The organism is Streptomyces sp. L7, assembly GCF_050990935.1.
Classification (GTDB): Bacteria; Actinomycetota; Actinomycetes; order Actinomycetales; family Microbacteriaceae; genus Leifsonia.
In genome coordinates this window covers 2,822,146-2,842,078 of the sequence record NZ_CP194644.1, presented here as the reverse complement: position 1 = coordinate 2,842,078, position 19,933 = coordinate 2,822,146, and the positions used below count along the sequence as shown (strand labels likewise).

Annotated in this window: 19 protein-coding genes; 14 read left to right on the top strand and 5 right to left on the bottom strand. The window is 70.2% G+C overall.

Annotated elements, in window-relative coordinates; translation table 11 throughout:
* Nucleotides 1-19 precede the first annotated feature (19 nt).
* Nucleotides 20-1,345: an ABC transporter substrate-binding protein gene (locus ACR5MH_RS14215; RefSeq protein ID WP_431347796.1), complete on the bottom strand. Its 1,326-nt coding sequence runs from the start codon at nucleotides 1,343-1,345 to the stop codon at nucleotides 20-22.
* Nucleotides 1,346-1,640: 295 nt separating this feature from the next.
* On the opposite strand from ACR5MH_RS14215, the gene ACR5MH_RS14210 reads away from it, so the two are divergent.
* Complete coding sequence (locus ACR5MH_RS14210) at nucleotides 1,641-2,234, top strand: TetR/AcrR family transcriptional regulator (protein WP_431347795.1); 594 nt, start codon at nucleotides 1,641-1,643, stop codon at nucleotides 2,232-2,234.
* Nucleotides 2,235-2,476: 242 nt separating this feature from the next.
* The gene (locus tag ACR5MH_RS14205; RefSeq protein ID WP_431347794.1) at nucleotides 2,477-3,823 is read left to right on the top strand and encodes a cation:proton antiporter domain-containing protein; all 1,347 of its coding nucleotides are present in this window, start codon (nucleotides 2,477-2,479) and stop codon (nucleotides 3,821-3,823) included.
* A gap of 9 nt (nucleotides 3,824-3,832) precedes the next feature.
* Here the strand turns inward: ACR5MH_RS14205 and ACR5MH_RS14200 are convergent, their stop codons facing one another.
* Nucleotides 3,833-6,031, bottom strand: coding sequence for an MDR family MFS transporter (locus ACR5MH_RS14200; RefSeq protein ID WP_431347793.1), 2,199 nt, complete (start codon nucleotides 6,029-6,031; stop codon nucleotides 3,833-3,835).
* A 339-nt stretch (nucleotides 6,032-6,370) separates the two neighbouring features.
* On the opposite strand from ACR5MH_RS14200, the gene ACR5MH_RS14195 reads away from it, so the two are divergent.
* The 3 genes from ACR5MH_RS14195 to ACR5MH_RS14185 all read left to right on the top strand — a co-directional run bounded on the left by ACR5MH_RS14195 (nucleotide 6,371) and on the right by ACR5MH_RS14185 (nucleotide 8,099).
* Nucleotides 6,371-7,240 (top strand): amidase domain-containing protein, encoded by an 870-nt coding sequence (locus ACR5MH_RS14195; protein ID WP_433861872.1) that lies wholly within the window; start codon nucleotides 6,371-6,373, stop codon nucleotides 7,238-7,240.
* A 71-nt stretch (nucleotides 7,241-7,311) separates the two neighbouring features.
* A complete protein-coding gene (locus tag ACR5MH_RS14190) occupies nucleotides 7,312-7,545 on the top strand; it encodes a hypothetical protein (RefSeq protein ID WP_431347791.1) in 234 nt (77 codons plus the stop codon).
* Nucleotides 7,542-8,099, top strand: a complete 558-nt coding sequence (locus ACR5MH_RS14185; RefSeq protein ID WP_431347790.1) for a M15 family metallopeptidase — start codon at nucleotides 7,542-7,544, stop codon at nucleotides 8,097-8,099. Before ACR5MH_RS14190 ends, ACR5MH_RS14185 begins: the two co-directional genes overlap by 4 nt.
* Before the next feature lie 11 nt (nucleotides 8,100-8,110).
* Here the strand turns inward: ACR5MH_RS14185 and ACR5MH_RS14180 are convergent, their stop codons facing one another.
* Nucleotides 8,111-9,361, bottom strand: a complete 1,251-nt coding sequence (locus ACR5MH_RS14180) for an LCP family protein (protein ID WP_431347789.1) — start codon at nucleotides 9,359-9,361, stop codon at nucleotides 8,111-8,113.
* A 132-nt stretch (nucleotides 9,362-9,493) separates the two neighbouring features.
* Between ACR5MH_RS14180 and ACR5MH_RS14175 the strand changes: the two genes are divergently transcribed.
* From ACR5MH_RS14175 to ACR5MH_RS14160, 4 genes are read left to right on the top strand one after another with little or no spacing between them, the layout of a single operon-like run.
* Nucleotides 9,494-10,669 (top strand): PP2C family protein-serine/threonine phosphatase, encoded by a 1,176-nt coding sequence (locus ACR5MH_RS14175; RefSeq protein ID WP_431347788.1) that lies wholly within the window; start codon nucleotides 9,494-9,496, stop codon nucleotides 10,667-10,669.
* A complete protein-coding gene (locus ACR5MH_RS14170; protein WP_433861871.1) occupies nucleotides 10,666-12,618 on the top strand; it encodes a glycosyltransferase family 2 protein in 1,953 nt (650 codons plus the stop codon). Before ACR5MH_RS14175 ends, ACR5MH_RS14170 begins: the two co-directional genes overlap by 4 nt.
* A complete protein-coding gene (locus tag ACR5MH_RS14165) occupies nucleotides 12,615-12,947 on the top strand; it encodes an STAS domain-containing protein (protein WP_431347787.1) in 333 nt (110 codons plus the stop codon). Before ACR5MH_RS14170 ends, ACR5MH_RS14165 begins: the two co-directional genes overlap by 4 nt.
* Nucleotides 12,940-13,353, top strand: coding sequence for an ATP-binding protein (locus tag ACR5MH_RS14160; RefSeq protein WP_431347786.1), 414 nt, complete (start codon nucleotides 12,940-12,942; stop codon nucleotides 13,351-13,353). The genes ACR5MH_RS14165 and ACR5MH_RS14160 overlap by 8 nt, the downstream gene beginning before the upstream one ends.
* A gap of 29 nt (nucleotides 13,354-13,382) precedes the next feature.
* Here ACR5MH_RS14160 and pgm read toward each other — a convergent pair whose 3' ends face one another.
* A complete protein-coding gene (pgm, locus tag ACR5MH_RS14155; RefSeq protein ID WP_431347785.1) occupies nucleotides 13,383-15,002 on the bottom strand; it encodes a phosphoglucomutase (alpha-D-glucose-1,6-bisphosphate-dependent) in 1,620 nt (539 codons plus the stop codon).
* A gap of 70 nt (nucleotides 15,003-15,072) precedes the next feature.
* Between pgm and pheA the strand changes: the two genes are divergently transcribed.
* The 3 genes from pheA to ACR5MH_RS14140 are packed head-to-tail and all read left to right on the top strand — an operon-like array spanning nucleotide 15,073 to nucleotide 16,742.
* The gene (gene pheA / locus ACR5MH_RS14150) at nucleotides 15,073-16,065 is read left to right on the top strand and encodes a prephenate dehydratase (RefSeq protein ID WP_431347784.1); all 993 of its coding nucleotides are present in this window, start codon (nucleotides 15,073-15,075) and stop codon (nucleotides 16,063-16,065) included.
* A gap of 45 nt (nucleotides 16,066-16,110) precedes the next feature.
* A complete protein-coding gene (locus ACR5MH_RS14145; RefSeq protein ID WP_431347783.1) occupies nucleotides 16,111-16,584 on the top strand; it encodes a hypothetical protein in 474 nt (157 codons plus the stop codon).
* A complete protein-coding gene (locus ACR5MH_RS14140; RefSeq protein ID WP_431347782.1) occupies nucleotides 16,581-16,742 on the top strand; it encodes a hypothetical protein in 162 nt (53 codons plus the stop codon). Before ACR5MH_RS14145 ends, ACR5MH_RS14140 begins: the two co-directional genes overlap by 4 nt.
* A 77-nt stretch (nucleotides 16,743-16,819) precedes the next feature.
* On the opposite strand, the gene ACR5MH_RS14135 is transcribed toward ACR5MH_RS14140, so the two are convergent.
* A complete protein-coding gene (locus tag ACR5MH_RS14135) occupies nucleotides 16,820-17,806 on the bottom strand; it encodes a diacylglycerol/lipid kinase family protein (protein ID WP_431347781.1) in 987 nt (328 codons plus the stop codon).
* 35 nt (nucleotides 17,807-17,841) lie between these two features.
* Between ACR5MH_RS14135 and serS the strand changes: the two genes are divergently transcribed.
* Nucleotides 17,842-19,107 carry a serine--tRNA ligase gene (gene serS / locus ACR5MH_RS14130; protein ID WP_431347780.1) on the top strand — a complete coding sequence of 422 codons (1,266 nt, stop codon included), beginning with the start codon at nucleotides 17,842-17,844 and terminating at the stop codon, nucleotides 19,105-19,107.
* Nucleotides 19,104-19,916, top strand: coding sequence for an HAD family hydrolase (locus ACR5MH_RS14125; protein WP_431347779.1), 813 nt, complete (start codon nucleotides 19,104-19,106; stop codon nucleotides 19,914-19,916). The genes serS and ACR5MH_RS14125 overlap by 4 nt, the downstream gene beginning before the upstream one ends.
* The last annotated feature ends 17 nt before the right edge of the window (nucleotides 19,917-19,933 follow it).

Sequence of the window (19,933 nt, the reverse complement as noted above, 5' to 3'; positions counted from 1 at the left end):
GCCCGACTGGTGAGGTGTACTACTTGTTGACGACGAGCTGGTTCAGCAGCGTCATCGCGTTGGCCCAGGCCTGGTCGCCGTTCGCCTTGCCCGAGTCGAGCTGCTGCACGGACGGACCGAACACCTGGGACTGGATGACCGAGTCGTCCGGTCCCTTGTACTGGGCGACGACGCCCTTCGCGCGCGCCGCCAGGATCTGACCGACGGGAGCGTTGTTGAAGAACTTCGTCAGGTCGCTCGCACCGGTGACGCCGGGGTCGGACTGCGCCGCGGTGACCGACGGGAACGTGCCGGCCGCCTGGAACGTGGCGACCTGCGACTTCGCGGTGGTCAGCCAGGCCGCGAGGGCCGCGGCCTCCTTCGGGTGCTTGGACTGCTTCGGCACCGTCAGGAACGAGCCGCCCCAGTTGGCCGCGCCGCCCGGGAAGACGTTCGCGAAGTCCCAGCCGGTGGAGGCGTCGCCGCCGCCGGCCTTGACCTGGCCCTGAACGACGCCGAGCATCCAGCCCGGGCAGACGAACGTGGCGAACGAGCCGTCGGTGAAGGCCTTGCCCTTGCCCCAGTCCCACTGGGTCTGGTTGGAGGAGAGACCGGCCGCCGCGCCGCCCGCGAGCTGAGCCCACAGCGCCTTGAGGTCGCTGTTGTTCTGGATGTTGAGCTTGCCGTCCTTGGTGTAGTAGCCCTCCGGCTGCTGGTTCACCATAGCGTTCCAGAGGAAGCCCGACTGGTCGTAGAACGCCTTGCCGGTCGCCGCCTTGTACTGCTGGCCGACCTTGAAGTAGTCCGCCCAGGTGGCGTTGTCGCCGCCGAACAGCTTGGCGACGGAGTCGCGGTCGCTCGGCAGGCCGGCCGCGGCGAAGAGCTTGCCGTTGTAGCAGAGGCCCTCCGGTCCGATGTCGGTGCCGTAGCCGATGATGCGGCCGTTCTTGTCGGTGGCCTGCTTCAGCTTCCAGTCGACCCAGCGGCTCTTGATGTCGTTGGCGCCGTAGTCCTTGAGGTCGTTGAACTGGTCGGAGACCTGCATGACCTTCGAGAGCCAGCCCTCTTCGACCGCCTGGACGTCGGGGAGCCCGCTGCCGGCGGCCTCCTTGGTCTGCCAGTCGGTCAGGGCGTTGTCACCGGTGTCGATGTTGGTCGCCTTGATCTTGATCCCCGGGTGCTCCTTCTCGTACTGCGAGTAGAGCTTGTCGAAGCCCATCGTGCCGAACGTCGTGACGGTCAGCGTGATGGGGTTCGAGCTGGTTCCTGCGTCGCTGCCGCTCGCTGAGCAGCCAGTCGCGAGGAGGGCGAACGAGGCCGTGGCGGCGACTGCCGCAGCGACCTTGGTGCGTCGTGAAAGCTTCACGGATCACTCCCTTGTGCGTGTGTGTGCGTTTGGTCTGGTGAGACCGGTGAGAGCGCTCTCTTTTTGAAGGCCGTGAGAGCGCTCTCACGGGTTGGAACAGAATGTAGATCGCTTGGGACGGGCTTGTCAAGCGCGGTCATGGTCGCGCTCTCATCGTTGAAAAGACGCGAAATGCTGCACAGACATCGAAACCCGCGGGATTCGGCGGGATCGCCGTCGGCGGCGTGATCGAACCGTGATCTGGGAGGTACGCCTTTTAGATAGACTGACCTACCTAGATAAGAAGGGGGCGCCGATGCCGGAGTCCGGGCGCAACACCGGGGCGCGCACGGGCGCGGCCCGCCGACGCATCCTCGAAGCGGCCGCCCGGAGGTTCTACTCCGACGGCATCGCAGCCACCGGCGTCGGCGCGATCACCGCCGACGCCTCGGTCGCGAAGATGAGCCTCTACAACAACTTCGCCTCCAAGTCGGCACTCGTCTCGGCCGTGCTGGAGGCCCGCCACGCCGAATGGCTCGCCCTCTACGTCCGCCGCGCTCGCCGGGCGCCGGACCCACTCACGCGCGTCCTTGCGGTCTTCGACGCCTGCCTCGACCAGGCTGCGCTCGCGCCGGAGCCCGGCTACCGCGGCAGCGGCCTCCTGAACGCGGCGGCCGAGTTGCCCCTCGGCGACCCCGGCCGCGAGACGGTGCGCCGCCACCTGGCGGAGGTCGACGGCATCCTGGCGGCCGGCCTCCGCGAGCTCACCGACCGCGCCCGCGCGGAGCGGACCGCGCAGCACCTGTCGTACGTGCTGAACGGCGCCCTCGTCCGCGCCGGCCTCGAGTCCGACCGCCGCCGCCTCCGCGACGCCCGCGCTTTCGCCGTCGACGTGCTCTCCGCCCTCTAGCGCGCGACATTCCGCACGAATGTCGCGTTTCGCGCCCCCATTCCGCACATTCGGCACGAATGCGGAAGGGACCACCCCCGCCGAAGGCGGAGGCACATTCGGCACGAATGCGGCGTTTCGCGCGAGGTTTCGCGACATTCGGCGCGAATGTCGTGGCCTGGCGCGATGCGGCACGCGGGTCCAGACTGGTCCCGCCCGGTCGCGGGGAGCAGGAGAGCAGGAGAGCCAGGGGAGGTGCGCGGATGCCGGTCATCATCCTCGTCGGCTTCGCCGCCGTCGCGCTCTGGTCGCTCGTCGCGCACCGGTTCGAACGGTTCGGGATCGCCGGGCCGGCCGCGCTCGCCGTGCTCGGCTCGCTCGTCGTGCTCGTGGACGTGAAGGGCTTCACCGATGCCATCGACAGCGACGTCGCCCAGCACGTCGTCGAGCTGATCCTCGCCGTGCTGCTCTTCGTCGACGCGTGCGAGGTGCGCGGAGGTATCTTCGGCGGCCAGGGCCGGAGCCTCGCGCGGCTCGTCCTGATCGCCCTGCCGCTGTCGCTCGCGCTCGTCGTCGTGACCGGCGCCTGGCTGCTCCCCGCGCTCAACGTCTTCGTGCTGATCGTGATCGCCTGCATCGTGATGCCCACGGACTTCGCCCCGGCGACCGCCCTCCTGCGGTCGGGGCGCGTCCCCGCCCGGGTGCGCCAGGTCCTCAACGTGGAGAGCGGCTACAACGACGGCCTCATCTCGCCGCTGTTCGCCATGTCGGTCGCGATCGCCGTCGCCCTCCCGAGCATCCTCAAGGTCGCGAACACCGGTGCGCAGCTCTCCGGGGCCAGCGAGAAGGAGGTCGAGAAGAACCTGTCGGAGGCCGTCTACGCGTTCTTCGGTGCGATCCCGGCGACCGTCGTCGCGGTCGTCGTCGGCGTCGTCATCGGCGGCGTGCTCGGGCTCCTGACCCGGTGGGCCTCCGACCGGGGCTGGGCGAACGCGTCCGGAATCCGCTTCGTGATGCTCATCGCGCCGCTGCTGACCTATGGGATCGCGACCATCCACGACGTCGCGGCGAACGGTTTCGTCGCGGCGTTCGTCGCCGGCGTGATGTTCCGCGTCGCCCGCACGCGCCGCCGGGAGCTGCGCGCGGTCCCCGAGGACGAGCTCCTGCTGGTGGAGGAGGCCAGCACGGTCGCGTCGGACTTCGTCTGGTTCATCCTGGGCGGGATGACGACGGCCGTGATCGTGGAGGGCATCGACTGGCGGGTGCTCGTGATCGCCGTGCTCGCGCTCACACTGTTCCGCGCCGTGCCCGTCTACGCCTCGATGCTCGGCTCGCCGGTGACCTGGCGGGAGCGCACCTTCATCGGGCTGATCGGCCCCCGCGGCACGGCCTCCATCGTGTTCGGCCTGCTCGCCTACAACCACCTCCCCGACAGCGACAGCGGCGACGTGCTGAGCGTGACCGTGCTGACCGTGGTGGGGAGCATCGTGCTGCACGGCGTGGTGACGCCGCTCGTGCTGCGCCGGGTGCCGCCGCAGTCCGCGGGTCTGGACAGCGGGACGGCCGCCGCCCGGATGGGCGACGGCCGTCCCGTCGGTGAGGTGGACTGAGCCGGGAAGTCAGTCGGTCGCCGGCCGCGGCCGCTGGGCGGCGACCGAGGCGGTGTCGACCACCGGCTCCATGAGCGCGCCGGTCTCGCCGGCCACGCGGCTGGCGATCAGGCCGAGGTCGGTCTCCTCCAGCTCGCCGCGGGCGGCGGCCTCGGAATCGGCGGCGGCCATCGCGCCGACCGGCACCGGCCGGCGCTCGCCTGCCTCGGCGCCCTCGCGGGCGGCGGCCTCGGCGCTCTCGTCGGCGGCCTCCTGCAGCGCCGACTTGGCGCGCAGCGGCGGGGTCTTGAAGAACAGCGACAGCACGAACGCGCCCAGGACCACGATCATCGCCACCCAGTAGACCTGCACCGCCGAGGTGTTGAAGGCGACCAGGAACGGCTTCGAGAGCCGCGGGTCGGCCGTGTTCAGGAACGACGTGTCGTTGATGTCCGAGCTGCTGTTCGCCCCGTTGCCCTTCTTGAGCTGCGTCTGCATGACCGGGACGAGCGTGTCCACGTAGGCCGAGCGCGCGGTCGCGTCGGTGAAGTTCAGCGTCACTGTGCCGTCGCTCGCGACCGAGGCGTAGGGAGCCTTCGCCTCGATCTGCTTTGCGGCGCCCTGGACGGCCTGCTGCTGCGCGGCGGCCTCCGCCTGGGCCTGGGCCTGGGCGGGGATGTGGCCGGCGGCGACCTGACCGGCGACGGCCTGGCTGGCCGCGGCCTTGGCTCCGTCCACGGCCTTCTGCAGCGCCTGCTGCGTGGCCGCGGTCGCCTTGCTCGTGATCGGCGTGTAGATCTTCTCCATGATCTGCTTGTTCTCCGGCGCGGAGGCGACCGAAGGGGTCAGCGCCGCGTCGAGCGCGCTGGTCAGCGTCGGCTTGTCCGTGAGCGCGGTCTGGATGTTCGTCGGGAACACCGTGAACAGCAGCGACAGCAGCACGGCGGTGCCCAGCGTTCCACCGATCTGACGGAAGAACGTGGAGGCGCTGGTCGCCACACCCATGTCGCGGAGGCCGACCGAGTTCTGGCTGGCGATGGTCAGCGTCTGCATGAGCTGGCCGAGGCCGAGACCGATCAGCAGCATCGCGCCGGCGATGAACCAGTAGGAGTCGCCGAACTTCAGGAACGTCAGGTAGAAGAATCCACCCGCGAGCATCGCGGTTCCGATGATCGGGAACTGGCGGTAGTGGCCGGTCCTCGCGATGATCTGGCCGGAGGCGATGGAGGAGACCATCAGGCCGAGGATCATCGGGAGGAGCTGGAGGCCCGACTCGGTCGGTGTCGAGCCGAGCACGATCTGCAGGTACAGCGGGAGGGTCAGCATCGCGCCGAACATGCCGAAGCCGACGAGCACGCCGATGACGGTCGCCATCGAGAAGGTGCTGGAGCGGAACAGCTTGAGCGGGATGAGTGCGTCGTCCTTCATCGCCATCTCGATGAGGATGAAGGCGATGATGCCGACGCCGCCGATGACGTAGCAGGCGATCGAGCCTGCGCTGCCCCAGCCCCACTCGCGGCCCTGCTCGGCGACGAGCAGCAGCGGAACGAGGGCGACGATGACGCCCGTGGCGCCCCACCAGTCGATCCGCGCGGAGCCCCTGTCGTGCTTCGGCAGGTGCAGGAAGCGCAGGACCATGAAGAGCGCGGCGATGCCGATCGGCACGTTGATGAGGAACACCCAGCGCCAGCCGGCGATCCACAGGATCTCGTTCGCTCCGGCGAACAGGCCGCCGATCAGCGGGCCGATGAGGCTGGAGATGCCGAAGACGGCGAGGAAGTAGCCCTGGTACTTGGCGCGCTCGCGCGGCGCGAGCATGTCGCCCATGATCGCGAGCGGCATCGACATCAGACCGCCGGCGCCGAGGCCCTGGATGGCGCGGAACGCCGCCAGCTCGAGCATGGAGGTCGAGAACGACGCGGCGATCGAGCCGAGGATGAAGATGCCGATGGCGATGATGAACAGCGGCCGCCGGCCGAAGATGTCGGAGAGCTTGCCGTAGATCGGCGTCGAGATCGTCGAGAGGATGAGGTAGCCCGTGGTGACCCAGGCCTGCTGGCTGAGGCCGTGCAGGTCGTCGCCGATCGTGCGGATCGCGGTTCCGACGACCGTCTGGTCGAGGGCCGACAGGAACATGCCGGCCATCAGGCCGAAGATCACGAAGAGGATCTGGCGATGCGACATGATCGGTTTGGGTGCGGCTACCGCCGCGCTGGTCTGACTGGACATCTTTCTCCGTGTCGAGAATCGTGGGAGGGGACGCCCGTCACTCGGGGAGCGTCACACCGGTGTGGGGCAAAGAATTTTGCGGAGAGTGCAAAGTTACACCCAGTGCGAGTCTTTCGGCAACGTGAGACTACGCTCCCTGCTGCCGCGTTCGCCACGGGCGAACGCCTGGGTCAATCTGCGAGTCGACCCGGCCGGCTGCGATTCGCTGCAGCTGCACAGACGCGCCGCACCCCATCCAGGTGCCGCATAACTCTGCGCCCTAGCGTGGAAGAGGTGCTTCCCGTCACCCTCTGCACACTCCCCTAAGGTCGTATGAGTTCTCACAGTCGTTCCCGTCGCTTGTTCGCCGTCGCCTCGGCGGTCGCCGTCGCCACCCTCCTCTTCACGGGATGCGCGGGTGAGCCGTCACCGGTAATGAGGGCGATCGCCAAGGCGGTGCCGGTGGCGCAGCCGAAGAGCACCACCGTCTCCGGCATCCAGCCGGCCGTGGGCAGCCTTTCGGGCGGCACCGCGACCATCACCGGCACGAACCTCGACAAGGTCGCCTCGGTGCGGATCGGCGGGCAGCCGGCTCCGGTCACCCAGCCGGGCAGCGACAAGATCGTCGTGACGGTCCCGCAGGCGGCGAACTGGGCGGCCGGTGCTGTGCCGATCGTCGTCACCGCAGCCGGCGGCGCGGTCGTCCCGACCGCCGGCAAGACGTACACCTACCAGGCGCAGACCCCTGTGGACCAGCAGCTCGCCTACGCGCTGGCGCACTGGAGCAACTACAACACCGCACAGTACGGCGACCTCAACCCGGTCGGCGGCGACTGCGCCAACTTCGTCAGCCAGACCCTGATCGCGCGCGGCTGGCAGATGAACTCCGACTGGTACAACCACGACGCCGCGTCCGACTGGAGCCCGGCCTGGGGGTACGTCCCGGCTATGGACGACTACTTCCGCCAGAACGCGGCGCAGCTCGGGCTCACGGAGTACTCGCTCGATCAGCGCGACAAGATCAAGGTCGGCGACATCGTGATGTTCGACTGGAACAAGAACGACTCGCTCGACCACGTTCAGATCGTCTCGGCGGTGCGCAACGTGAACGGCAAGATCACCATCGAAATGGCCGGCCACAACACCGACACCGACTACCGCGACCTCGACCACACGATCACGGTCGACCACCCCGGCGCGACGGGCCACTTCTGGAGTCTCTCGAACTAGTCGGCCCCGATTCCGGTGAGACCGGGAATGCGCTGACAGCAACGGCGCGATCGGGCGCTTATGCTCATGCAGTGAAATCGACCGGTCCCCGTCGTCGTGTCGCGGCCGCGGCAGCCGCGACGCTCGTGCTGCTCGCCGTCACGGCGTGCTCCGCCGCCGACCAGCCGCCCCGCAAGCCGACCCCTTCCAAAGCCGCCTCGCCCGCCGCCCGGCCCCTCCCCACGTCCACGCCGACCGCCACCGTCGCGGGCTTCGACAAGCACGCACAGTCGATCGACGACCCGGCGAGCACGTGGGGGTCGTGAACAAGCCGCGCCCGCTGAACCCGATCACCTACAAGCCTGCCTCCCTGGTCTACCCGGAGGTCCCCTACGTCAATCACCAGCCGATGCGGCCGGAGGTGGCGGAGGCCCTCGTCGCGATGTTCCACGCAGGCAAGGCGGAGGCCGGCCTCGAATTCTCGGTGCAGAGCGCCTACCGGTCGTTCGAGTCGCAGACCGGCGTCTACAACGACGATGTCGCGCGCCACGGGATGGCGTACGCCGACACGGACACCGCGCGCCCCGGCCACAGCGAGCACCAGACCGGCCTAGCGGTCGACATCAGCGCCGTCCCGGCGAAGTGCTCCCTCGACGCCTGCTTCGCCCATACGCCGCAAGGGGAGTGGCTGGCCGCGAACGCCTGGCGCTTCGGCTTCCTGCTGCGCTACCCGGCGGACAAGGTCGCGGTCACCGGCTTCGCCTTCGAGCCGTGGCACTTCCGGTACATCGGCGTTCCGCTCGCCACTCAGCTCAAGTCGACGAATGTCACGACCCTGGAGGAGTTCTTCGGGGTGCCGGGCGGGACGGAGTACCACTAGGCGGTCTGGTCCTAGCCTGCGGACGGCCGTGAGCAGGTGACCTGCGCGGCCGTCTGCCCGTGCACGTTCGACGGCAGCTCGACCGTACCGGTGTCGGCGGTGGCCCCGCTGTCCCCGGGCTGCGCCGTCGCCGGCGCCTCTGTCGCCGTCTCCGACCCCAGCCCGGTGTTGCCGGTCAGGGTGACAGCGCGGTCCTCCCGCAGAGCGGACATCAGCAGCTCCGCCTCATCGGCGGCCGGGGCGACGCCGTCGCCCTCGAGGTGGTTCGGGTACTGCACGAAGACGACCTTGGCGGGGTCGACGTCCTTGAGGGCCACTCCGAGCGACGCGATCGCGGTGACGTCCTTGAGGCTCTCGGAGAGCTGGATGTTGTCCGCCGCCGCCTTCGCCAGGCCGTAGACCTTGAGCGGGTTGGCCAGGGTGTCCGCACTCTTGATGGTGCGCACCAGCGAGGACAGGAACACCTGCTGGTTGCTGATCCGGGCGAGGTCGGACTCGTCGCCCACACCGTGCCGGGTGCGGAGGAATGCGAGCGCCTGCGCGCCCTGGAGGGTGTTGTCGCCGGCCTTCACATCCAGTCCGCTGTACGGGTCGACGATGTCTCCGGAGACGCAGACGGGCACACCGCCGACCGCGTTGGACATCTGGATGACGCCGTCGAACTCGATGACCCCGGCGTAGTCGATCTCCAGTCCTGTGAGCTGCTTCACGGTGAGCACCGTGCACGCGAGGCCGCCGTAACTCAGCGAGGTGTTGAGCTTCTGACGGCTCATCGAGTCGTGGCTGCCGCCTGTGCCGTCCGGGCAGGAGGGAATCGGCACGTACAGATCGCGGGGGAGGCTGACGAGGGTGGCGTCCTTGTGGTCGGCCGACACGTGCAGCAGCATCGTCACGTCGTTGAGGGCGGCGTCCCGCTCGTCGTAAGCGGGGTTCCCGCCCCCGCTGTCGCTGCCGGCGAGGAGGACGGTGAAGGCGCCGTCGACCGCTCCGACCCGTGGCGGCAGCGCCTTTCCATCCTCGTCCACGAGCTGGACCCCGTCCTTCGCGTTCACGGTCGCGAACACGTCGAGGACGGCGAACCCGGCCAGGGCCGCGGCGCTGACCGCGACGACGGCGAAGGAACGCAGGGCCAGCGCGCCGAGGCCGGCCCGAAGTGTGCGGGGCGTGAGGCGCCCGTGACGGGCGATCGGCGCGCCGGGGGACTTCTCGCGGGAACGCGCTTGCGCGCGGGTCGGGGCGCCGGACGTCGGGTCGGAATGCATCGCATCAGGCTAGCCGTCGATCTTGAATGTGAAACGTAAGCACTGTGCTTCTGGATTTCACTCCGGAATTGCCATCCGGTACGGACCGGCGTCACCCTGGACTCCGGTAGACACCTCAGTACAGTTAGACGCATGGTCGTCGATGCGCAGGCGGGGCAGCAGACAGAGAGCGCGCGCCAACGCGCGCTGGCCGGCCTCCGGGTCGTCGACAGCGGACCGGAGGCGCGGTTCGACCGCATCACGCGGCTCGCGCAGTTGCTCTTCGCCGTCCCGATGGTGAGCATCACGCTCCTCGACGGCGACCGGCAGTGGCGCAAGTCGCACATCGGGCTGACCACTGAGGCCCCGCGCGAGAAGGCGTTCTGCGATGTCACCGCCCGCCAGGACGCCACGCTGATCGTCGCCGACACGACCCGCGACGAGCGTTTCGCGGACAATCCGTTCGTCGTCGGCGACCCGCACCTCCGCTTCTACGCGGGCGAGCCGCTGCACGCGCCGGGCGGGGAGGCCGTGGGCACCCTGTGCGTGCTCGACACCGAACCGCGCACGCTCAGCCCTCTGCAGGAGCGCGTGCTGCGCGACCTCGCGGACTGGGTGCAGGACGAGCTCAACCGCGACGACGAGCTCGACCGCGCGGCGATCGCCCAGAAAGGCCTCCTGCCGCGCCGCAAGCCCCGGGCGCGCGGGTTCGATGTCGCGGCGGCCTGCGAGCCGTCCCGCGGCGTCTCCGGCGACTTCTACGACTGGTACGACGTCGGCGACGATTTCTGCGTCACGGTCGGCGACGTGATGGGCAAGGGGCTGGCCGCCGCGATCGTGGGCGCGTCGGTTCGCACGGCACTCCGCAGCGCGATGGACTTCGCCGACCTGGAGGACTCGGTGGACGCCGCCTCCCGGCTCGTGGAGGAGGACCTCGACCAGCTCGCGACGTTCGTCACCCTCTTCCACGCCAAGGTGCACACGGACGGCGCGGTCGACTACGTCGACGCCGGCCACGGGCTCGCCGTGATCGTCCGTGCCAGAGGAGGGCTCGAACGGCTGCCGAGCAGCGCGCTCCCGCTCGGCCTTCCGGCTCCGGAGCCGCGGACACCCGACCGGGTGATCCTGGGTCCCGACGACTCGCTGGTCTGCGTGAGCGACGGCGTCCTGGACGCGCTCGGCGGCGACCGCGCCTTCCCGGTGCTGGAGGCCATCGTGCGGGGCAACGTCACTCCCGGAGGTGCGGTCTCCCGCATCCTCAGCGCCGCACGCGGAGGCGTGCCGATCGACGACGTCACCGCGGTGGTCGTGCGCCGGAGCACCTGGTGAACCGCGGGCTGCTTCGCCTCATCTGCGTCCTCGCGGTCCTGGCGGGCCTCGACTACGTGATGTGGCGGTGGCTGGCCTCCGTCAACTGGTCTGCCTGGTGGATCGCCGTGCCGCTGGTTGTCGCCGAGACCTACAGCCTGGTCGACACCTTCTTCTTCGCCCTCACGATGTGGCGCGTGAAGGTGCGCACCGGCCCGGACGCGCCACCCGCGGGAACGGTGGACGTGTTCATCACCACCTACGACGAGCCCATCGACCTCGTGCTGACGACCGCGCGGGCGGCGAAGGCCATCCGCTACCCGCACAGCACCTGGATCCTCGACGACGGCGACCGGCCGGCGATGCGCGCCGCGGCTGAGCGGGAGGGGCTCGGCTACGTCACCCGCTCCGAGGACTGGGCGGACAAGCCCCGGCACGCCAAGGCCGGGAACCTCAACAACGCGCTCTTCCAGACCGACGGCGAGTTCCTCCTCATCCTGGACGCCGACCAGATCGCCGAGCCGCAGATCCTGGACAACACGCTCGGCTACTTCGCCGACCCGAAAGTCGCGCTCGTCCAGACGCCGCAGTTCTTCTCCAACGTGGACGAGGCCGACCCGCTCGGCAACCAGGCTCCGTTGTTCTACGGCCCCATCCAGCAGGGCAAGGACGGCTGGAACGCCGCCTTCTTCTGCGGCTCCAATGCCGTGCTGCGGCGCGACGCGCTGATGGAGCTCGGCATCGTCGGCTACGTGCGCGACGTGGAGCAGACCGTGCGGCTCTCCCTCCGCTCGGCCGACCGCATGCTCGCGAAGGCCGAGCGCTCCGCCCGTTCCGACCCGGACGCCGCACGTCTCATCGCCGAGGTCCGCGGCCACGTGGAGGACGCCAACGTCCGCCTGCGCGCAGGCGAGAGCGTGGGCGAGGTGACTTACCGGTTGCAGCAGCAGATGGACGATGTCTCGCGCACCGCGGTCCGCAGCGATGTCGCCGCAATGGAAGAGGACCTGCGCGCGATCGCCGCCCTCCCGGTGCAGGCCGACTCCGAGCTGGGCGCGTTCGTGGTGGACGAGGTCGCGCTCGACCGGCTGGCCGAGCGGGACTGGTCGCCACTCGGCGCGATCGACTCCGTGCAGCGCATCGCCGACACCCTCGCCGTCGACCGGCCCGGCCAGGCGCAGCCCGTCATGCCGATGGCGACCATCTCGGTCACCGAGGACATGGCGACGGCCATGCAGCTCCACGCGGGCGGCTGGCGCAGCGTCTACCACCACGAGATCCTCGCCTGGGGGCTGGCCCCGGAGGACCTCGGGACGATGCTCGGCCAGCGGCTGCGCTGGGCGCAGGGCACCCTCCAGGTGATGCTCAAGGACAACCCGCTCCTCAAGCGCGGGCTGAGCGCAGGCCAACGGCTGATGTACTTCGCGACGATGTGGAGCTACCTCTCCGGGTTCGCGTCGGTCGTCTACCTGGCCGCGCCGGTCATCTACCTGCTCACGGGGATCATGCCGGTGACCGCCTGGAGCGTCGAGTTCTTCGCGCGGTTCCTCCCGTATTTCATCCTGAGCCAGCTGATGTTCCTCGTCGCGGCCCGCGGGCTGAAGACCTGGCGCGGCCAGCAGTACGCGCTCGCGCTCTTCCCGCTGTGGATCCGCGCGTGCTGGACGGCGGCCGCGAACGTCTGGTTCGGCCGGAAGCTCGGTTTCGTCGTCACGCCCAAGGAGCGCAGCGGCCGCGCGCCCATCCCCTGGCGGCAGATCTGGCCGCAGCTCACCGCGATGGTCGTGCTCGTGATCGCGGCCGTCATCGGCGTCCTGCGTGTCATCGCCGGAACGGCGGACGGGTTGGGCACGCTTGTGAACACGGTCTGGGTGATCTACGACCTGGTCGTGCTCGCCGTCATCCCGCGCGCGGCCCTGTACCGCGGACCGGCCGCGCACGCGGCCAGGAAGGAGCCCCGCCTCCGATGAACATCACCACGACCATCCGGGAGGACGGCGTCGCCGTGCTCGCCGCGAACGGCCGGATCAACCTGGTCACCGCTCCGACTGTCCGCCGGGAGGTTCAGCGGGTGGTCGATGAGGGCCACGCCCGGCTCACGTTCGACCTCAGCGAGGTGGAGTTCATCGACTCGTCCGGGCTCGGCGCGCTGGTGAGCGGCCTGAAGACCGCGCGGACGGCGGGCGGCGACCTGCGCCTGGCCGCGGCGTCGGAGCAGGTCGCGAGCGTCCTGCGACTGACCAACTTGGACCGCATCCTGCGCGTGTACCCGGCGACCGACGACGCGTACCGTGACTGACGCGTTCCGGGAGGCGTTCCTGGCTCCGGCCGACGCCGAGGCCATCGAGCGCGTCCACGCGCTCTTCGCGGAGCTCGCCGAGCGCCGGCCCGACCTCGCGGCCGAGCGCCGCGGCGCGTTCGAGCTGGCGGTCGTGGAGGTCGTGACCAACGTCATCCAGCACGGTGTGGAGGGCACCCGCACCCGCGTGGAGCTGGAGGTCGGGCACACCCCGGACGGCATCCGCGCCGTCGTCACCGACGACGCCGAGCCGGCCGACATCGACCTGACGTCGGTGGCCATGCCCGACCCGGAGGACTTCGGCGAGTCGGGGCGGGGCCTCGCCCTCATCGCACTGCTCGTGGACGAGTTCACGCACGAGCCCCTCCCGCACGGCAACTGCTGGACTCTGACCTCCACCTCCTGACGACGGAGGCTGTCTGACGACGGAGGCTGTCAGGCGCCGAGGGCGTCGTCGACGATGCGCTTCGCCTCCTCTTGCACCACGCGGAGGTTCTCCTCGCCCGCGAAACTCTCGGCATAGATCTTGTAGACGTTTTCGGTGCCGCTCGGGCGGGCCGCGAACCACGCCGTCGCGGTCTCGACTTTCACGCCGCCGAGGGGTGCGTCGTTACCGGGCGCGCGGCTCAGCTTGGCGGTGATCGGCTCGCCGGCGAGCTCGGTCGCGGCGATCGCGTCGCCGTCGAGCTTGCCGAGGGCGGCCTTCTGCTCCGGGCTGGCCGGGGCGTCCACCCGCTGGTAGACCGGGTCGCCGAAGCGCTCGGTCAGCTCGCGGTAGAGCTGCGAGGGCGACTTGCCGGTCACCGCGCGGATCTCGCTGGCGAGCAGGGCGAGCAGGATGCCGTCCTTGTCGGTCGTCCAGGCCGAGCCGTCGAACCGGAGGAAGCTCGCGCCCGCGCTCTCCTCGCCGCCGAAGCCCACCGAGCCGTCGATGAGGCCGGGGACGAACCACTTGAAGCCGACCGGGACCTCCCACAGCCGCCGGCCCAGCGACTCCGCCACCCGGTCGATGATGGACGACGACACGAGCGTCTTGCCGACCGCGGCATCCTTACGCCAGCCGGTGCGCGTGGTGAAGAGGTAGTCGATCGCCACGGCGAGGTAGTGATTCGGGTTCATCAGGCCGCCGTCCGGTGTCACGATCCCGTGCCGGTCGGCGTCGGCGTCGTTCCCGGTCAGGATGTCGAAGTCGCCGCTGCGCGCGACGACCGACGCCATCGCGGACGGGCTCGACGGGTCCATGCGGATCTTGCCGTCCCAGTCGAGCGTCATGAAGCCCCAGGCCGGGTCGACCTCCGGGTTCACGACGGTGAGGTCGAGGTCGTAACGGTCGGCGATCGCCTGCCAGTAGTTCACGCTCGCGCCGCCGAGCGGGTCCGCGCCGATCCGGATGCCGCTCTCCTTGATCGCCTTCACGTCGATGATGTTCTCGAGATCCGCGACGTAGTTGCCTCGGAAGTCGTACGTCTCGACGCCGCTCGGCTCGGACATCCGCACGTCGCGCATCCCGTCCGCGATGATCTCGTTGGCCCGCTTGGCGATCCAGCTCGTCGCGTCGGTGTCGGCGGGGCCGCCGTGCGGCGGGTTGTACTTGAAGCCGCCGTCGCGCGGCGGGTTGTGGCTCGGCGTGACCACGATGCCGTCGGCCTGGTCGGGATGCCCCGCCTTGTTGTAGGCGATGATCGCGTGCGAGACCGCCGGCGTCGGCACCCAGTCGTCGAACTCGTCCACGAGCACGCGCACCTCGTTGCCGACCAGCACCGCCAGCGCGGTGGTCGTGGCGAACTCGCTGAGCAGGTGGGTGTCCGCGCCGATGAACAGCGGGCCGGTGATGCCCTGCGCGTTCCGGTACTCCACGATCGCCTGCGTGGTCGCCGCGATGTGGTCCTCGTTGAACGCCGTGTCGAGCGCCGAACCGCGATGACCGGAGGTGCCGAACACCACGCGCTGCGCCGGGATGCTCACGTCGGGCTTCAGCTCGTAGTACGCGCGCCGCAGGGCGTCGACGTCGATGAGGTCGGAGGGCTGCGCGGGGGTGCCTGCTCGTTCGTCCATGCGACTACTCTTCCACGGCGGCGGGGAACCGGCGAGGGTCGGCCCGATGCGCCTCGCTAAGCTGAGGGCCATGTCCTCCGCGCCTGCCGACCCCACTGCCGAGCTGCCCGCGTCCGTGGACGAGGTCTACAGCTTCCTCGGGCCGTCGGGGACGTTCACGGAGGCCGCGCTCGCGCAGGTCCCGGAGGCCCGCGGCAAGAGCTGGCGGGCCGTCAACAACGTGGGGGAGGCGCTCGCCGACGTGGTCGCCGGGCGCAGCGTCGCCGCGATGATCGCGATCGAGAACTCCATCGAGGGCGGCGTCTCCGTCGCGCAGGACGCGCTCGCGACCATCCCGGGCCTGCGGATCGTGGGCGAGTATCTCGTGCCCGTGAACTTCGTGCTCGTCGCCCGGCCGGGGACGACGCTGGCCGACGTGCGCACGATCAACGCGCACCCCGTCGCCTACGCGCAGTGCCACCAATGGCTGGACGCCCACCTCCCCGCGCACGGGCACCTGCCCGCCTCCAGCAACGTCGCCGCCGCGGCCTCCCTGTTCGACGGGAGCACCGCGGACGCCGCGATCGCCCCGCCCGGGATCGTCGACCACCACGACGTGACCGTGCTCGCCGAGAACATCGGCGACAACCCGAACGCAGTGACCCGGTTCGTCCTGGTGAGCACGTCGCGCAGCGTGCCTGCGCCGACCGGGGCCGACAAGACCAGCCTGATCGCCGAGCTGCCGGACGACCGTCCCGGCTCGCTGCTCGACCTTCTGGAGCAGTTCTCCACGCGAGGCATCAACCTGAGTCTCATCGAGTCGCGGCCCATCGGCGACGCCCTCGGCCGCTACCGGTTCGTCATCGACGCGGACGGCCACATCCACGACGAGCGCGTCGCGGACGCCCTGCTCGGCCTCCGCCGGTTCAGCCCGTCCGTGATCTTCCTCGGCTCGTATCCGCGGGCGGACGGGATGCGCGTCGACTTCGACCACCGCTACCGCGACGAGGTCTTCACGGAGGCGCGCGAATGGCTCGGCACGCTGGTCGATGACCACGGTGCCGCTCCGGGCGACCGCGGGTAAGCTGCGCATCAGGGAGCGCTCCCATCCGATGCGCGGGAGGTCGGGATGATCGTGGACGACGAGCAGAAGGACGCCGCGCGCGGCATCGACCCCCGCTACGACCCGCAGTTCCAGCGCGGTTACCGGCCGCAGCCGGGCGAGCGGGCCAAGACCCGACTCCGCGCCGCGCCGGGGCCGTCCGTCGCGACCGACGAGAGCGAGGACGAGGAGCGGAGGCCGGTCGAAGCGGCCGCGCTCAGCGTCGCGCCGGTCGACGTGCAGAGGGTGACCCCGGCGGCGCAGCTCCCCACCGCGGCCGAGCCCGACATCGACCGCGTCTACGCCACTCCGGCGCCGCCCGCCGCCGCTGCCGCGGGCATCCTCGACCGCCTCGACCTCTCGCCCCGGCGCAACCCGCTGATGCTCGCCCTCTGGCTGGTGTCCGGCGGCTTCGTCGTGCTGGGCATCGTGCTCTACTCGGTCTCGGTGAGCCTGTCGTACACCGGCTCCACCCCTCGACCGATGTCGGCTCGCTCGTGATCTCGCAGCTCGGCTGGATGCTCGCCGGCCCGCTGATCACGGTCGGCCTGATCACCCTGGTCGCGCTGCTGTTCCTCACGGCTCTCGCCGGGCGCGGAGCGAAGCGGGCGCCGTACCCGGAGAGCGACGGCGAACTGCCCGACGACGACACCGTCTGAGCCTCGTCATTCGTCACGAATGCGACGTATGCGCGCCGCAGAAGCTTCCTTCGGCACGAATGTCGCGCGAAAAGGCGCTAGCGCGGCACCCGCACACGCAGGCCCTGCGGGTCGACGGTGATGCCGAGCGCGATGACCTCGCCGAACCCGTCGCCGTCGAGCTCGAACGGCTCCGGCACGTCCAGCTTCACCGCGATGGCGGCGCCGCGCAGGTAGCTGAGCCGGGTGCGGATCGCCTTGTCGGTGAAGCGGATGATCCGCCTCCCGAGCGCGCTCCGGCGGAGCACCCGGTTCTCCCACGTGACCTTGCGCCAGATCGCCAGCCAGCCGAACACGGTCACGGGCTGCAGGACGGCGATGTCGATCAGGCCGTCGTCCACCTCGCTGTCCGGGATGAGCTGCATGTTTCCGGGGAGGCTGCCGCAGTTCGCGAACAGGATGGTGCTGACGTGCGCGGTGCGCTCGGCGGCTCCGTCGATGCGGAACCGCACCCGGACGTCGCGCGAGGCCGGCCACGAGCGGAAGGCCGACTCGACATAGGCGAGCCAGCCGAAGCGGCGCTTGAGCTCCGGCCGGGCGGTCTCGATCACCCGGGCGTCGAAGCCCATTCCCGCCATGACGAGGAACGCGTGCTCGCTGGTGCTGCCGTCGGGCCGTGCCGCCGTCGCCACTCCGATGTCGATGCGGCGGGTGACACCGCCGAACGCGACGGCGACGGCCTCCTCCAGGGCGGCGTACGGGATGCCGATGTTGCGGGCGAGGAGGTTGCCGGTGCCGCCGGGCAGCACGGCCAGCGTCGCGTCCGCGTCCCGCAGCGCTTCGGCGACCGCGCGCACCGTGCCGTCGCCGCCGGCGGCGAGCACGAGGTCGGCGCCGCGTTCGAGCGCCTGCCGGGCCTGACCCCGACCGCCGTCCTCCGGGGTCGTCTCGAACCAGAGCAACTCGACATCGCCCTCGTCGGCCGCGCGCGCCTCCACCGCCGCCCGCACCCTCCGCACGTCCACCCGCACGGGGTTGTAGACGACGGCGACCGTCATGCCGCTCGTCCCCTCCCGATCGTCCACGGGATCACGCTACTGGACGACGATAAGCTGGGGCAGTGATCGATCCCGTCCTTCTGCGCGAGAACCCCGATGTCGTCCGACGTTCCCAGGAGGCCCGCGGCGACTCCGTGCAGCTCGTCGACGAGGCGCTGCAGGCCGACATCGAGCGCCGGGCCGCGATCACAGCCTTCGAGGAGCTGCGCGCGGAGCAGAACGCGTTCGGCAAGCAGGTCGCGCAGGCGCCCAAGGACCAGAAGCAGGCGCTCGTCGCCCAGGCGCAGGCGCTCGCCGGCCGGGTGAAGGAGGCGCAGCAGGCCGCCAACACCGCGGAGGCGCACTTCGACGCGGTGCTGCGGCGCATCGGCAACCCGATCGTGGACGGCGTCCCGAGCGGCGGCGAGGACGACTTCGTCGTACTGAAGGAGGTCGGCGGCATCCCGGAGTTCGACTTCGAGCCGCGCGACCACCTGGAACTCGGCGAGCTGCTCGGCGCGATCGACATGGCCCGCGGCGCGAAGGTCGCCGGAGCCCGGTTCTCGTTCCTCCGCGGCATCGGCGCGCGCCTCGAGATCGCGCTGATGAACATGGCGCTCGACAAGGCGGTGTCGAACGACTTCGTCCCGATGATCACGCCCACCCTGGTGAAGCCGGAGGTGATGCAGGGCACGGGGTTCCTCGGCTCGCACGCCGACGAGGTCTACCATCTGGCCGACGACGACCTGTACCTCACCGGCACCAGCGAGGTCGCGCTCGCCGGGTACCACTCGGACGAGATCCTCGACGTTACCGAGCCGCTGCGCTACGCCGGCTGGTCCACCTGCTACCGGCGGGAGGCCGGCTCGGCGGGCAAGGACACCCGGGGCATCATCCGCGTGCACCAGTTCAACAAGCTGGAGATGTTCGTCTTCACCCTCCCCGAGAACGCGGAGGCCGAGCACGCCCGCCTGCTCGCCTGGCAGGAGGAGATGATGCAGGCCCTCGGGCTCAGCTACCGCGTCATCGACACGGCCGCGGGCGACCTCGGGTCGAGCGCCGCGCGCAAGTACGACGTGGAGGCGTGGATCCCGACGCAGGGCCGCTACCGCGAGTTGACCTCGACCTCCAACTGCACCACGTTCCAGGCCCGGCGCCTCGAGATCCGCTACCGCACCGAGTCGGGCAAGACCGCTCCGGTCGCGACCCTGAACGGCACGCTCGCGACGACCCGCTGGCTGGTCGCCATCCTGGAGACGCATCAGCGCGCAGACGGGTCGGTGCTCGTCCCGGAGGCGCTGCGGCCCTACCTGGGCGGCCTCGAGGTCCTGGAGCCGATCGCGCAGTGAGCACTGTAGCCGGGAGCGACCGCCTGCTGATCGCGCTCGACGTGGACGGCACCCTCATCCACGAGGACGAATCCGTCGGCGAGGCCGTGCTCGCGGCCGTCACCCGCGTCCGGGAGGCTGGGCACGAGGTGATGCTGGCCACCGGCCGGAGCTGGGAGACCGCTCGGCCGATCCACGAGAAGTTCGGCCTGACCAGCCGGTTCGTGGTGTGCGCGAACGGCGCGCTCACGATGATGCGCGACGAAACCGTCGAGGGCGGTTACCGGCGTGAGTTCATCGAGACCTTCGACCCGACCGAGGTGCTGCGCACCATCCGGCCGCACCTGCCGTCCGGCAGCTTCATGGTGGAGGACCCGACAGGTTTCCGCCGTTACACCGAGGGCATGACCGACTGGGAGCTGGTGAACGCCGAGCAGGTCGGCTTCGACGAGCTCACCGAGCATCCCGCGACCCGTGTCGTTGTGGTGTCGCCGCAGCACGACGAGGAGGAGTTCCTCGCGATCGTGGAGCGGATGGGCCTCCAGCGGGTGAGCTACTCGATCGGCTGGACCGCGTGGCTCGACATCTCGCCGGACGGTGTGAGCAAGGCGACGGCGATGGAGCGGGTGCGGCATGCGCTCGACATCCCGACCGCCCGGCTGGTGGCGGTCGGCGACGGGCGCAACGACCTCGAGCTGCTGCAGTGGGCCGGGGCGGAGGGCCGGAGCGTCGCGATGGGGCAGGCTCCCGACGAGGTCAAGGCCGTCGCGTCGGAGGTCACCGGCGCAGTGGCCGAGGACGGGCTCGCGGCGGTGCTCGACTCGCTCTGAGCCCGTGCGACATTCGC

Excerpts from the sequence above, each read along its gene's own strand:
- ACR5MH_RS14210 (WP_431347795.1), top strand. The coding sequence starts at position 1,641 with ATGCCGGAGTCCGGGCGCAACACCGGGGCGCGCACGGGCGCGGCCCGC.
- ACR5MH_RS14205 (WP_431347794.1), top strand. The coding sequence starts at position 2,477 with ATGCCGGTCATCATCCTCGTCGGCTTCGCCGCCGTCGCGCTCTGGTCG.
- ACR5MH_RS14200 (WP_431347793.1), bottom strand. The coding sequence starts at position 6,031 with ATGTCCAGTCAGACCAGCGCGGCGGTAGCCGCACCCAAACCGATCATG.
- ACR5MH_RS14180 (WP_431347789.1), bottom strand. The coding sequence starts at position 9,361 with ATGCATTCCGACCCGACGTCCGGCGCCCCGACCCGCGCGCAAGCGCGT.
- ACR5MH_RS14175 (WP_431347788.1), top strand. The coding sequence starts at position 9,494 with ATGGTCGTCGATGCGCAGGCGGGGCAGCAGACAGAGAGCGCGCGCCAA.
- ACR5MH_RS14165 (WP_431347787.1), top strand. The coding sequence starts at position 12,615 with ATGAACATCACCACGACCATCCGGGAGGACGGCGTCGCCGTGCTCGCC.
- pgm (WP_431347785.1), bottom strand. The coding sequence starts at position 15,002 with ATGGACGAACGAGCAGGCACCCCCGCGCAGCCCTCCGACCTCATCGAC.
- pheA (WP_431347784.1), top strand. The coding sequence starts at position 15,073 with ATGTCCTCCGCGCCTGCCGACCCCACTGCCGAGCTGCCCGCGTCCGTG.
- ACR5MH_RS14145 (WP_431347783.1), top strand. The coding sequence starts at position 16,111 with ATGATCGTGGACGACGAGCAGAAGGACGCCGCGCGCGGCATCGACCCC.